The organism is Streptomyces sp. NPDC002144 (assembly GCF_053593695.1).
In genome coordinates this window covers 1-12,748 of record NZ_JBSFDB010000108.1, presented here as the reverse complement: position 1 = coordinate 12,748, position 12,748 = coordinate 1, and the positions used below count along the sequence as shown (strand labels likewise).

The window sequence follows — 12,748 nt, the reverse complement described above, 5'->3', positions numbered from 1 at the left end:
TGATTCGTCAGTCTTCTCCAATTTTTTAGTGGGAAATGCTCTTGATCTACGGTTCCTGCTCGAAAATCAATGCGAGCATCTCTTAATTCTTTTTTCTCACTCTTAATTGGCATTTTAGCACTTTGATATAAAAGCGGATCTAAGTCATTTACAAAATATCCTTTACGTCCATCACTACGAATGTAACCTTCTGCCAAAAGTTGTTCATAAGCATTAAGCGTAGTATTTCTACTTACTGAAAGCGAGTCAGCAAGCTGACGAATAGATGGCAGCTGTTCATTAACGGAAATATTTCCATTCTCCATATAAAATTTAAACTGCTCGTAAATTTGTTTATATTTCGGTGTGTTATCATTAAGAGCAAAAATAGTATTTTTCATTAATACCACCCTTGACATGTTTATTTGTTCATAATTGTACCTTTTTTAATGTCACATTACAGTATAAAATCTTTTTGAAGCCATTTATAGTTTGAAGGATATAAGCAAAAAGAAATCTTACTGAGGTTACTTTTAGAAATATTATACTAAGTGGCGGAAGCAGTGAAGAAAAATAATATATAAGGAGACTTTGAAATGAAAAATCCTTTTCTTGAATTTAGTGTTGCTATGGTAACACCGTTTACTTATGAAGGACAGCTTAATCTAGCCAGTATACCGCCATTAATTAATTATTATAAAAAGAATAATGTTCCCTCCTTACTGATCAGTGGATCTACAGGAGAGCAGCATTCTATGACTATAGAAGAACGTATTACTTTATATAATAAAGTAAAAGAAGCGGCGCAAGATAATTTTCTACTTTATGGAGGAGTTGCAGCAGTACAAACTAAAGATGCAATAGCATTGGCCATTGCAGCAGAAGAAGCTGGTTTTAATGGAATTATGTTAGGTTTCCCCCCATACCTTCGAATTAACGCCGCCATCAGCTCCCGGGTGTAGGGGTGGGCGGGGTCGGCGAAGACGGCCTCGGTCGGGCCCTCCTCGACCACCACGCCCTGGCGCAGGACCAGCACGCGATCGGCGATGCCCCGTACGACGGCCAGGTCGTGACTGATGAACAGGCAGGCCAACTGCCGTTCCCGGCGCAGGTCGTCGAGCAGGCGCAGCACCTCGGCCTGGACCGAGACGTCCAGCGCGGTCGTGATCTCGTCGGCGATCAGCACATCCGGCTCGCCCGCGAGCGCCCGCGCGATGCCGATGCGCTGGCGCTGGCCGCCGGAGAGCTGGGCGGGCAGCCGGTCGGCGAACGCCGGGTCCAGGCGTACGTCCCGGATGAGGTCGAGGGCCTTGGCGGCGGCCTGCTGCCGGTCGGGGGCGGTGCCGAAGAAGCGGAGCGGGCGGCGGATCGCGTCGCCGACCGTGCGGCGCGGGTTGAGGGAGGTGTCGGCGTTCTGGAACACGAGCTGGACCAGGCGCCGCAGGGCGGTGGGGCGACGGCGGGCGGGCTTGGCCAGGTCGCCGGAGCCGTGCGTCATCGTGCCGCCCGAGGAGGCGCGCAGACCGGCCAGGGACCAGGCGAGCGTGGACTTCCCGCTGCCCGACTCCCCGACCAGGGCGACGATCTCGCCGCACCGGACGTCGAAGGAGACGCCGTGCACGGCACGCGACGAGCCGTAGTCGATGGTGACGTCCGTCGCCGACACCGCGACCGGGGCGTCCGCGTCCACCACCGCCTTCGCCCGCACCTCCCGCTCGCCGTTGTCCCCGACGAGGGCGAGCCCGTCGTCGGTCAGGCGCGGCACGCTCGCCAACAGGCGTTTGGTGTATGTGTGTTGGGCTCCGGCGAAGAGGGTGCGGGTGGGTGCCGACTCCACGACCCGGCCCGACCGCAGCACGCTCACCTCGTCGGCCATCCGCGCGACCACCCCGAGGTCGTGGCTCACCAGCACGGCGGCCAGGCCCAGTTCGTCGCGCAGGGCGGTGACGAGGTCGAGGATGCCGCGCTGGGTGACGACGTCGAGGCCGGTCGTGGGCTCGTCGAGGACGAGGACCTTGGGGCGGGCGGCGAGCGCCATGGCGATGGCGACGCGCTGCTGCTGGCCGCCGGAGAGTTCGTGCGGGTAGCGGCGCGCGAGGTCGGCGGGGCGGGGCAACCGTACCTGTTCGAGGAGGTCGAGGACCGGGACCTCGCCGCCGGCCTCGGCGATCTGCCGTCCGACGCGCATGGACGGGGTGAGCGCGTGCCCGGCGTTCTGGGCGACCAGCGCCACCGTCCCGCCGCGCAGCCGCCGCAACTCCTTCTCGGGCAGGGCGAACACGTCCTTGCCGTCCACCCGCACGCTCCCGCCGTCCAGGCGCGAGCCGTGTCGCAGATGGCCGAGCAGGGTCGCCGCGACGGTCGACTTGCCGCTGCCGGACTCGCCGACGAGGGCGAGGGTGCGGCCCTCGGCGACCTCGAAGGACACGTCGTGCACGACGGGCACGTCACGCCCGCCCGAACGGTAGGACACATGAAGGGAGTCGACGGAAACCACAGCGGTAGAGGTCATCAGGAGCCCTCCCTGATCCGGTCCACGCCCCACGCCTTGGACAGGCCGTCGGCCGCGAGGTTGAGCCCGACCACGAGCGTGGCCAGGGCGATGATCGGCGCGAGGCTCGCCATCGGGACGACGGTGATGGCGGTGCGGTTCTCGGCGACCATGAGCCCCCAGTCGGGGGTCGGCGGGTCGGCGCCGAAGCCGAGGAAGGACAGCGAGGAGATCAGCAGCACGACCCAGGAGGCCCGCATGGCGAACTCCACGCACACCACGTCGGTGATGTTGGGCAGGACCTCCCGCCACAGGATCGACCAGGTGCGCTCGCCGCGGGCGCGGGCCGCGGTCACGTAGTCGGCGGGTACGACGGCCAGCGCCGCGCCGCGCACCACCCGTACGACCTGGGGTACGAAGACGACGGCCACGGCGATCACGATGACCACCGGGCCGGTGCCCAGCGCGGTCACGACGACGAGCAGCGCGAGGACGGCCGGCACCGACAGCACCGCGTCGAGGACGCGGCCCAGCACGTCGTCGAACCAGCCGCCGCGCAGTGCCGCCGCACAGCCGATGACCGTGCCGAGGGCGAGGGCGATGACGGTGGCGACGACGGAGACGCCGAGCGCGTAACGGCCGCCGTACAGCACGCGGGTGAGGACGTCCCGGCCGTACTGGTCGGTGCCGGCCCAGTGCGACCAGCTCGATCCGAGGAGGGCCTGGGAGGGGTCGTTGGCGGTGGGGTCGTAGGAGGTGAGCAGGGGGGCGAGGAGGGCGGTCAGGGTGTGGACGGCCACGATCGCGAGGCCGACGAGGGCCGTTCGGGAGGAGCGCAGGGTGCGCCAGGTGCGGGCCGCGCGTCCCGGCGTCGCCGCCGCGGTCACCGGCAGGGTGTCGAGGGTGGTCATCGGGTCCTCCCGCGCGTACGGAGCTTGGGGTTGAGGGCCATGGCGCCGAGGTCGGCGGCGAGGTTGCAGACGACGTACACGACCGCGCTGATCAGGGCGACGGCCTGCACGACGGGCAGGTCCCGGTTCTGCACGGAGGTGAGCATCAGCTTGCCGATGCCCGGGTAGTTGAAGACGTTCTCGACGACGGCGACACCGCCCACCAGCCAGGCCACGTTCAGGGCGATGACGTGCAGGGTGGGCAGCAGCGCGCTCGGCAGGGCGTGCCGGGTGACCACGTGCCAGGTGGACAGGCCCTTGAGCCGGGCCGTGGTGACGTACTCGCTGGCCATGACGTCGATGACCGACGTGCGGGCCATGCGGATGATGTAGGCGGCCATCACGATGGCGAGTGCGAGCGCGGGAAGCCATACGGCGGGCAGGAGTTGGCCGACGCTCGCGTCGGGGCCGTACAGGACGACCGCCGGGAACCACGGCAGTGCGACCGAGAAGCACAGCACCAGGACGGTGGCGACCACGAACTCCGGGACGCTCATGCCGACCAGGCCGGCGGTCGAGATCACGTGGTCGGCCCAGCGGTCGCGGTACAGGCCGGCGAGGATGCCCAGCACCAGGGACCCGGTCACCGCGAAGACGATGGTGACGACGGCGATGAGCGCGGAGTTGCCCAGGTACTGGGCGACCTCGCTGCCCACCGGCTTGCCGGAGACCAGCGACGTACCGAAGTCGCCGTGCACGGCGCCCTTGATCCAGTCGAAGTAGCGCTCCCAGGCGGGCTGGTCGAGTCCCAGTTGCCCCCGCAGGGCGGCGACCGCGTCGGGGGTGGCGTCCTTGCCGAGGATCTGGGTGGCGACGTCGCCGGGCAGGGCCTGGAGGGCGAGGAAGACCAGGACGGAGGAGAGGAGCAGCGTGCCGAGGGCGGCTGCCAGTCGGCGGGCGGCGAACACGAGCATGCTCAGGCTCCCTTCAGGCCGATGCCGAGGTAGTCGAACTCGAAGCCGTGCTCGGCGTATCCGCGCACCTCGCGGGAGATCCCCACGAGCCGGTCGGCGAACATCGGGGTCATCGCCCCGCCCTTCTCGATCACCATCGTCTGCGCCTGGCCGTAGAGTTCGCGGCGCAACGCGTCGTCGGTCTCGGCGCGGGCGCGGTCCAGGAGCGTGTCGAAGGCCTTGTCGGACCAGGCGGTCTCGTTGTAGGAGGAGCCGCTGCGGAAGATCTGTGTGAAGAGCTGGTCGACGGGCCGGCCCGTGTACCAGTAGGTCGCCATCAGCGGCTTCTTCATCCAGATCTGCGTGTAGTACGAGTCCGCGGCGGCGGTCTTGACGCGGATGCGGATGCCGGCCCGTTTGGCGGACTCCTGGTAGGCGAGCGCCATGGGGGTGAGCAGGGGGTCGTAGGCGGAGGTGTAGAGGTCGATCGCCAGACCCGACTGGCCTGCCTGCTTGAGCAGGTACTTGGCCTGCTCCGGGTCGTGCTTCGGGTGCGCGGCGATGTGCAGCGGGTCGTCCGGCGGGACCGGGTTGTCCCAGCCCGCGGTGCCGGCGCCCTGCAGGGCGACCTTCACCACGTGCTCGGGGTCGTAGGCGAGCTTCATCGCCTGGCGTACGCGTACGTCGGTGAAGGGCTTGTCGGTGGTGAGCATCGGGAGGACGTACCACTGGGCGTTCTTCACGCGGGCGACGGTCGCGCGGTCGGAGGCGGCGACCACGCGGGCCGTGGCGAAGTCGAGGTTGGTCTGGGAGAGCAGGTCGACCTGACCCGCGAGGAGGGCGTTGGCCCGGGCGGACATGTCGGCGACGGAGTAGAAGGAGATCGCGTCGAGGACGGGGCGTCCGGCCCAGTGGTCGGCGTGGGCGGTGATGCGGCCGGGGCCCGCGGGCGCGAAGGACTCCAGCTTGAAGGGGCCGGTGCCGATGCCGGTGCGGCCGATGGACTTCGCGCTGCCGTCCGGGATGACGTAGCAGTTGTAGTGCGTGAGCAGGCTCGGGAACTCGGCGTTCGGGGACTTCAGCGGGACGACGAGGGTGTGCGCGTCGGGGGTGCGCAGGGTCGTCGGGTCGACGAGCGGGGCGAGGACGGCGGCCTGCGGGGAGGCGGTCGCCTTGTCGATGATGTGGCGCAGGGTGTAGGCGGCGTCGGCGGAGGTGAAGGCCCGGCCGTCGTGGAAGGTGACGCCCTTGCGGAGCCGGAAGGTCCAGGTGGTGGCCTTGGCGTCGGTCTCCCAGGACTCGGCGAGGTCGGGCGCGAGGGCGCCGTCGCTGCCGACCCGGACGAGGCGGTTGTAGAGGGCGCCCAGGTATTCGTACGCCGACAGGGAGCTGGCCGGGTCGAGGGTCTCGGCGTCGGAGGCGGGCGGCCGGGCGATGCGGAGGCTGCCGCCGCGGTCCGGGGTGCCCCCCGGCGCCGCGGCCGGCAGCACCGTGCCGGCGTCCGCGCCCGAGCATCCGGACAGCAGCCAGGACGCGCCGAGGCTGGCGGCGCCCGCCGCGCCGGCGGTGAGGAACGACCGCCGTCCTGGGTGGTGGGTGTCGGGCATGGGCCGACCGTCCTTCTCGTTATTCGTTCAGCGGAACGATTGAGTGGAGTGCGTGAACGATAGCCAGTGGACGGTTTCCCGCCAACCCTCGGGCGCGGAGAATTAACCGCGGAAACGCACCCGTAACCGGCGGGGCGGGGCCATGGGGAGCGCGGGCCGGCCGCCCGGCTGGCTATCCTTTCCGCCATGACCAGCGCCGGAAGGCCCCGTGACACCTCGGTGCAGTCCGTGGACCGCGCCGTCTCGATCCTTCAGTCGCTGTCCCGGCGCGGGCCGTCCGGAGTGACCGAACTCGCCGCGGCGCTGGGTCTGCACAAGGCGACGGTCTTCCGGCTGCTCGCCACCCTGGAGTCGCGCGGTCTGGTCGAGCAGGACACCGAGCGCGGGCGATACCGCCTGGGCTTCGGCATGGTCGAGCTGGCCGCCGGCGCCGGGCGGCAGAGCGATCTGTCCCTGCTGAGCCGCCCGGTCTGCCGGGAGTTGGCCGCCGCCGTGGGCGAGACGGTGAACCTCGCGATCCATGACGGGCTCGAAGTGATCACCATCGACCAGGAGATGGGAGGTGCGACCATCTCCAGCATCGACTGGGTCGGCAAGCGCAGCCCCCTGCACGCCACCGCTGCCGGCAAGCTCTTCCTCGCACACATGCCCGAGGAGCAGGCCGACGAGGTGCTGGGGCGCGGGCTCGTGCGGTACACCCCGCACACGATCACCGAACCGGCGCTGCTGAAGGCCGAGCTGCGCACGGTCCGGGAACGCGGGTACGCCACCACCTCGCAGGAGCACGAGATCGGGCTGGCCGCCATCGCCGCGCCGATCCACGACCTGGACGGCCGGATCGTCGCCGCCGTCACCGTTTCCGGGCCGACCTTCCGCCTCGACCTCGGCGCCGACGACGAGACCGTGCCGGCTCTCGCGGAGCAGGTCAGGCAGGCGGGCGAGCGGATTTCCGTACGCCAGGGGCATCGCCCGCAGGTCTGACGAGGCTCTTCCCCACCCCTGCCGCCTCTTGACGGCTACGGCTGGCCGCCTCCACCATTTGTCTCGCATCGCGAGTCTGTATCGCGATACGAGACAAACGCGCTCGTTGCGTGCCACTGTCGGCACCCTCACGCAGCGGCCGGTCTCCCACTTCCCGAGGAGTGGTTGTGCCTTCCCAGAGCCTCGATCCCCTGCTCCAGCCCTTTCGCCTCAAACACCTCACCCTGCGCAACAGGGTCGTCTCCACCTCCCACGAACCCGCCTTCGGCGAGGACGGCCTGCCCAAGGACCGCTACCGCGCCTACCACGTCGAGAAGGCGCGCGGCGGTGTCGGCCTGACCATGATCGGCGGCTCCGCCGTGGTCTCGCCGGACAGCCCGCCCGCCTTCGGCAACCTGCTGCTGTACCGGGACGACATCGTGCCGTGGCTGCGCCGGCTCACCGACGAGGTGCACGAGGCCGGCGCCGCGGTGATGTGCCAGGTCACCCATCTCGGCCGCCGTACCAGCAACTACACCGGCGACTGGCTGCCGGTGCTCTCCGCGTCACCGCTGCGGGAGCCCGCGCACCGGGCGTTCCCCAAGGCCGCCGAGCCGTGGGACCTCGACCGGATCACCGCCGACTACGTCTCAGCCGCGCTGCGCTGCCGCGAAGGCGGCCTGGACGGCATCGAGTTGGAGGCGTACGGCCACTTCCTCGACAGCTTCCTCTCCCCCACCACCAATCACCGCGACGACGAGTTCGGCGGCAGCTTGGAGCACCGCATGGCGTTCCCGCGCCGGGTGGTCCGGGCGGTGCGGGAGGCGGTCGGCCCGGACTTCGTGGTCGGGATCCGGCTGATGCTGGACGAGGTCCGGCCCGGTGGGCTGACCTTCGACGACGCCCTGGTGGCCGCGGAGCGTTTCACAAAGGACGGCATCGACTTCGTCAGCACCATCCGCGGCTCCATCGAGAGCGACGCATCGCTGGTACGGGCCATCCCGCCGATCGGCACTCCGCTGGGACCGTTCCTGGAGTTCACCGGCGAGGTCCGGCGCCGGCTGCGGGTGCCGGTGATGCACGCGGCCCGCATCGCGGATCCCGCCACCGCGCGGTACGCCCTGCGCGAGGGACTGCTCGACCTGGTCGGCATGACCCGCGCCCAGATCGCCGACCCGCATCTGGTCGCCAAGGTCGCCGCAGGCCAGGAAGACCGCATCCGCCCTTGCGTGGGCGCGAGTTACTGCCTCGACGCGATCTACGACTCGGGCGACACGAAATGCGTCCACAACCCGTCGACCGGACGGGAGCTCCACCTGCCCCACACCATCCCGGCCACAACGGGACGTCGCAGGAAGGCAGTTGTCGTCGGCGCCGGTCCGGCAGGGCTGGAGGCCGCCCGCGTCCTGGGCGAACGCGGCCATGACGTGGTGCTGTTCGAGGCGGGGGATCTGCCGGGCGGCCAGATCCGGCTCGCGGCCTCCAACCCCCGCCGCCGCGACCTGCTCGGCATCGTCGACTGGCGGGTCGCCGAGTGCAAGCACCACGGCGTCGACCTGCGTCTGGGCACGTACGCCGAGGCGGCCGACGTACTCGCCGAACACCCCGACCTGGTCGTCGTCGCCACCGGCGGCATGCCCAACAGCACCTTCCTGGACGTGGGCGAGGACCTGGTCGCCGACACCTGGGACGTACTGACCGGCTCACTGCACCCGAAGGGCGAGGTGCTGGTGTACGACGACCACGGCGGCTATCCCGCCCTCGACGCCGTCGAGGTGCTCGCCGCCTCCGGCGCCCGCCTGCACTACGTGACACCGGAACGCACCCTCGCCCCCGACGTCGGCAGCATGAACTCCCCCGCCTACCTCCGGGTCTTCGCAGAACACGACGTCACGACCACCCTCGCCCGCCGCCTGCGCGCCGTGCGCCGCGCCCCGGACGGCCGCCTGACCGCGACCCTGAGCAGCGACTACACCGACGCCGACACCGAACTCACCGTCGACCACGTGATCGTGGAACACGGAACCCTCCCGGCGGACGAGCTGTACCGCGAACTCCTGTCCGGATCGAGCAACCTGGGCGAGGTGGACCACCGCGCCCTGCTCGCCCACCGACCGCAGACGGTGGTCCGCGACGACACCGGCCGCTACCAGCTGTTCCGCATCGGCGACGCGGTCGCCAGCCGCAACATCCACGCCGCCGTCTACGACGCGCTGCGCCTGTGCCTGCCGGTCTGACCCTCACCAACCGTCTGGAGAAACGACGTTGACGACATTCGCCCCCGTGACCTCTGTGTCGGACCCGGCCGCCCTGGTGGCCCGCCGCGCCCCCGGCCTGGGCCTCGAAGCCCCCTTCTACACCGGCCAGGAGTTCTTCGACCTCGACATCGAGGCGGTCTTCGCCCGTAGTTGGCTGTTCGTCGCCGCCGAGGCCGAACTCCCCGAGCCCGGCGACTACGTGACCGTGGCCCTCGGCCCGTACTCGGTGATCCTGCTCCGCGACGACGACGAAGAGGTACGGGCCTTCCACAACGTCTGCCGTCACCGCGGCGCCCGCATCCTCAACGAGCAGCACGGCTCGGTGGGAAACATCGTCTGCGGTTACCACCGTTGGACCTACGGCGTCGACGGCCGGCTGCTGCACGCGGAGTCGCTGCCGCCCGACTTCGACCGGTCCTGCTTCGGGCTGCGCGCCGTGCACGCCCGTACCCTCGCCGGCCTGGTGTTCATCTGCCTCGCCGATCAACCGCCCGCCGACTTCGACGAGGTGGCCGCCCGCATCGAGTCGTACATCGCGCCGCACGGCCTGGGCCTGGCCAAGGTGGCCACGCAGATCGACCTGGTGGAGAACGGGAACTGGAAGCTCACCATGGAGAACAACCGGGAGTGCTACCACTGCGGCGGCCACCCGGAACTCCAGTGCTCCCTCTTCCCCGTCTACGGCTACGCAAAGGAGGACGTGCCGCCGGTACTGCGCCCGGCGTACGACCGCTACCTCCGGGCCGACGCCGAGTCCCGGACGACGTACGAGGCGTTGGGCCTGCCGTATGCCGCGATCGAGGAACTGGACACCCGCGCCACGGGTTTCCGCATCCAGCGCGAACCGCTGGACGGAGCGGGCGAGTCCTTCACCGAAGACGGCACGGCGGCCTGCAGAAAACTCCTGGCCGACTTCACCACACCCCGTCTGGGCCGCCTGTCCCTGCACATGCAGCCCAATGCCTGGTTCCACTTCCTCTCCGACCATGCCATCACCTTCTCGGTGATCCCGCTCGCCCCGGACCGCACCCTGGTCCGCACCACCTGGCTGGTGCACGCCGACGCGGTCGAGGGCGTCGACTACCACCTCGACTCCCTGACCCGGGTGTGGACGGCCACCAACGACCAGGACGCGCTCCTGGTCGCCCGCGCCCAGCAGGGCATCTCCAGCCCCGCCTATCTCCCGGGGCCGTACAACCCCACCGAGTACCAGGTCGAGGCGTTCGTCAACTGGTACGTGACCCGGCTGAAGGCGCACCTCGAACGATGACCGACACCCTCCTGGACTGGACCGACGCCCTCCCCTGGAACGACGAGGCCACCGACGGGCTCCTGGTCTGCAAGCAGGTCCACGTCCTCACCCCGGACGTCAGGACCTTCGTCCTCCAGCCCCCGCAGCCCCGGCTCTTCCACCACGACCCCGGGCAGTTCCTCACCCTCGGCGTCGACATCGACGGCCGCTCCGTCGAGCGCTGCTACACCATCTCCTCGCCGCCCACCCGCCCCCACTCCCTCACCGTCACCGTGAAGCGGGTGCCGGGCGGGCTGGTCTCCAACTGGCTCCACGACCACCTGCGTCCTGGGGGCACGGTACGGGCGCGGGGCCCGCTCGGGGACTTCTCCTTCACCCGGCACCCCGCGCCGAAGTACCTCTTCCTGTCCGGCGGCAGCGGCGCGACCCCGATGATGGCCATGACCAGGACCCTGTACGACCTCGCACACCCGGCCGACGTGGTGTTCGTGCACAGCGCCCGCACCCCCGACGACATCCTCTTCCGCCGCGAACTCGACCTGATCGCCGCCACCGCGCCCACCATCCGGGTGGCGCACGTCTGCGAGGAGGACGGCCCCACCGAACCCTGGGGCGGCCACCGTGGCCGGCTGACCCTCGACATGCTCCGGCAGATCGCCCCCGACTTCCGCCGACGGGAGATCTTCACCTGCGGCCCGGCCGGCTACATGGCGGCGGTGCGCGACCTGCTCTCGGCGGCCGGGTTCCCCATGGACCGCCACCACGAGGAGAGTTTCACCTTCGAACCACCCCAGGCCGACGAACCCCCGGCCGACCCGACGGACACCGCCGAACACCCCTCGTACACCGTCGAGTTCACCCGCAGCCGGCGCACCCTCACCTGCGACGCGGACACCTCCCTCCTCGCAGCGGCCTCCCGGGCGGGCCTGAGCCTCCCGGCGTCCTGCGCCCAGGGAATGTGCGGAACCTGCAAGACGACCCTGCTGTCCGGGTCCGTCGACATGCGGCACAACGGGGGCATCCGGCCTCGTGAGATCGCCCAGAACAAGATCCTGCTCTGCTGCGCCAAGCCGCGGGAGAATCTCGTGGTCGACGCCTGACGAGCCCCATGCGATCGGCGCGAACGCTGCCATCGGGACAGCGTTCGAGACAGTCGGCAAGTCCCGAACAAGGCCAACACCTTGATGGTGAACAGATAGCGCCCCAGGAAGTTGATGGGCCGGTCCTTGAGCGGGGAGAGCCGCGCGACGTCCTCGTCCCGGCTCTCGTGGCCCTCGGCGCGTAACCGGGCGACAGCAGCGTCGATGCCAGCGGGAGTTCCACAGCACGACGGCGTTGAGGTCCAGGCCGAGCGCGACGAGCTGGTCCTCCTGGCCGTCGCGGCACGCCTGGCGAATCTGGCCCCGGCCGCCGTGACAGATCGCGCGGGCGGGGCGGTGACGGGACTCCTCAACGGTGAGCTGCCGGTTCATCAACCGCCGGTACAGCACGGCCCGGGCACCACAGCGGCGACGCTCTAATACTGGCCTCAGGTTGATCGGCGACAATGAGCGGCAAAAGCATCGACTGGAGGGGGCGGGCCGGCGTGCGGATCATGATCGCGGATGACGAGGCGGCCATCCGTGAATCGCTGGAGCGGGTGCTCCAGGTCGAGGGTTACGACACCAGCACCGTCGCCAACGGTTTCGCCGTGCTCGACGGGATCGGGGGCGACGCGCCGGATCTGCTGCTCCTCGACGTGATGATGCCCCGCCTCGGCGGGCTGGAGACCTGCCGGCGGTTGCGGGCCGCGGGCCGGGATCTGCCGGTGCTGATGCTGACCGCCCGTGACCAGGTCTCCGACCGGGTCGCGGGGCTGGACGCGGGCGCCGACGACTACCTGCCCAAGCCGTTCGCCACCGAGGAGTTGCTGGCCCGGGTGCGGGCCCTGCTGCGCCGGCGCACGCCGACCGACGAGGAGTCCCAGATCCTGTCGTTCGCCGACGTCCGGCTCGATCCGGACAGGTTCGAGGCGTGGCGGGGCGGGCGGCCGCTGCACCTGACCCGGACCGAGTTCTCCCTCCTGCAGGTCCTCATGAGCAACGCGACCCGGGTCTTGACCCGCGACGCGCTGTTCGAGGCGATCTGGGGCTTCGGCATGAGTTCCACCGCCAACAACCTTCAGGTATACGTGAGCTACCTGCGCCGCAAGATGGAGGCCGAGGGTGAGCCGCGATTGATCTACACGCTGCGGGGCCTGGGATACACGTTGCGGGAGACTCCTCCTTGACTTCTCCCCCAGCTGAAGCAGGGAGATTCTTCCCTCGCGGGTTGAGCTTTCTGCTTCTCAGACAGCAGCTGCCCCGAACTAACGGCAAG

Annotated in this window: 10 protein-coding genes and 2 pseudogenes; 6 read left to right on the top strand and 6 right to left on the bottom strand. The window is 68.5% G+C overall.

All coding sequences use genetic code 11. From position 1 onward, the window contains the following. A partial coding sequence (locus ACWCQ1_RS50585) for a GntR family transcriptional regulator (protein ID WP_451029941.1) occupies nucleotides 1-398 on the bottom strand: 398 nt, incomplete at its 3' end. Between the two features lie 177 nt (nucleotides 399-575). On the opposite strand from ACWCQ1_RS50585, the pseudogene ACWCQ1_RS50580 reads away from it, so the two are divergent. Next, nucleotides 576-848 (top strand): annotated as a pseudogene (locus ACWCQ1_RS50580) (dihydrodipicolinate synthase family protein); the annotation flags it as partial. Here ACWCQ1_RS50580 and ACWCQ1_RS50575 read toward each other — a convergent pair. From ACWCQ1_RS50575 to ACWCQ1_RS50560, 4 genes are read right to left on the bottom strand one after another with little or no spacing between them, the layout of a single operon-like run. Next, nucleotides 803-2,491, bottom strand: a complete 1,689-nt coding sequence (locus tag ACWCQ1_RS50575; protein ID WP_451029940.1) for a dipeptide ABC transporter ATP-binding protein — start codon at nucleotides 2,489-2,491, stop codon at nucleotides 803-805. The pseudogene ACWCQ1_RS50580 and the gene ACWCQ1_RS50575 overlap by 46 nt on opposite strands. Beyond that, complete coding sequence (locus ACWCQ1_RS50570) at nucleotides 2,491-3,381, bottom strand: ABC transporter permease (protein WP_358609119.1); 891 nt, start codon at nucleotides 3,379-3,381, stop codon at nucleotides 2,491-2,493. The genes ACWCQ1_RS50575 and ACWCQ1_RS50570 overlap by 1 nt, the downstream gene beginning before the upstream one ends. Then, nucleotides 3,378-4,334, bottom strand: coding sequence for an ABC transporter permease (locus ACWCQ1_RS50565; RefSeq protein WP_358609122.1), 957 nt, complete (start codon nucleotides 4,332-4,334; stop codon nucleotides 3,378-3,380). Before ACWCQ1_RS50565 ends, ACWCQ1_RS50570 begins: the two co-directional genes overlap by 4 nt. A 2-nt stretch (nucleotides 4,335-4,336) precedes the next feature. After that, nucleotides 4,337-5,920, bottom strand: a complete 1,584-nt coding sequence (locus tag ACWCQ1_RS50560; RefSeq protein ID WP_358609125.1) for an ABC transporter substrate-binding protein — start codon at nucleotides 5,918-5,920, stop codon at nucleotides 4,337-4,339. Between the two features lie 186 nt (nucleotides 5,921-6,106). On the opposite strand from ACWCQ1_RS50560, the gene ACWCQ1_RS50555 reads away from it, so the two are divergent. The 4 genes from ACWCQ1_RS50555 (at nucleotide 6,107) to ACWCQ1_RS50540 (ending at nucleotide 11,490) form a co-directional block, all read left to right on the top strand. Beyond that, complete coding sequence (locus tag ACWCQ1_RS50555) at nucleotides 6,107-6,901, top strand: IclR family transcriptional regulator (protein ID WP_451029939.1); 795 nt, start codon at nucleotides 6,107-6,109, stop codon at nucleotides 6,899-6,901. Nucleotides 6,902-7,068: 167 nt separating this feature from the next. Continuing rightward, complete coding sequence (locus ACWCQ1_RS50550) at nucleotides 7,069-9,117, top strand: oxidoreductase (RefSeq protein ID WP_451029938.1); 2,049 nt, start codon at nucleotides 7,069-7,071, stop codon at nucleotides 9,115-9,117. Nucleotides 9,118-9,163: 46 nt separating this feature from the next. Continuing rightward, nucleotides 9,164-10,408 (top strand): aromatic ring-hydroxylating oxygenase subunit alpha, encoded by a 1,245-nt coding sequence (locus ACWCQ1_RS50545; protein ID WP_451029937.1) that lies wholly within the window; start codon nucleotides 9,164-9,166, stop codon nucleotides 10,406-10,408. Beyond that, a complete protein-coding gene (locus tag ACWCQ1_RS50540) occupies nucleotides 10,405-11,490 on the top strand; it encodes a 2Fe-2S iron-sulfur cluster-binding protein (protein ID WP_451029936.1) in 1,086 nt (361 codons plus the stop codon). Before ACWCQ1_RS50545 ends, ACWCQ1_RS50540 begins: the two co-directional genes overlap by 4 nt. An 86-nt stretch (nucleotides 11,491-11,576) precedes the next feature. Here the strand turns inward: ACWCQ1_RS50540 and ACWCQ1_RS50535 are convergent. Continuing rightward, nucleotides 11,577-11,874: pseudogene (locus ACWCQ1_RS50535) on the bottom strand (Tn3 family transposase); the annotation flags it as partial. A gap of 101 nt (nucleotides 11,875-11,975) precedes the next feature. Here ACWCQ1_RS50535 and ACWCQ1_RS50530 point away from each other — a divergent pair. Beyond that, on the top strand, nucleotides 11,976-12,659 hold the full coding sequence (locus tag ACWCQ1_RS50530) for a response regulator transcription factor (protein WP_358609159.1): 684 nt from the start codon (nucleotides 11,976-11,978) through the stop codon (nucleotides 12,657-12,659). Nucleotides 12,660-12,748 lie beyond the last annotated feature (89 nt).

Excerpts from the sequence above, each read along its gene's own strand:
- ACWCQ1_RS50575 (WP_451029940.1), bottom strand. The coding sequence starts at position 2,491 with ATGACCTCTACCGCTGTGGTTTCCGTCGACTCCCTTCATGTGTCCTAC.
- ACWCQ1_RS50540 (WP_451029936.1), top strand. The coding sequence starts at position 10,405 with ATGACCGACACCCTCCTGGACTGGACCGACGCCCTCCCCTGGAACGAC.
- ACWCQ1_RS50565 (WP_358609122.1), bottom strand. The coding sequence starts at position 4,334 with ATGCTCGTGTTCGCCGCCCGCCGACTGGCAGCCGCCCTCGGCACGCTG.
- ACWCQ1_RS50560 (WP_358609125.1), bottom strand. The coding sequence starts at position 5,920 with ATGCCCGACACCCACCACCCAGGACGGCGGTCGTTCCTCACCGCCGGC.
- ACWCQ1_RS50555 (WP_451029939.1), top strand. The coding sequence starts at position 6,107 with ATGACCAGCGCCGGAAGGCCCCGTGACACCTCGGTGCAGTCCGTGGAC.
- ACWCQ1_RS50570 (WP_358609119.1), bottom strand. The coding sequence starts at position 3,381 with ATGACCACCCTCGACACCCTGCCGGTGACCGCGGCGGCGACGCCGGGA.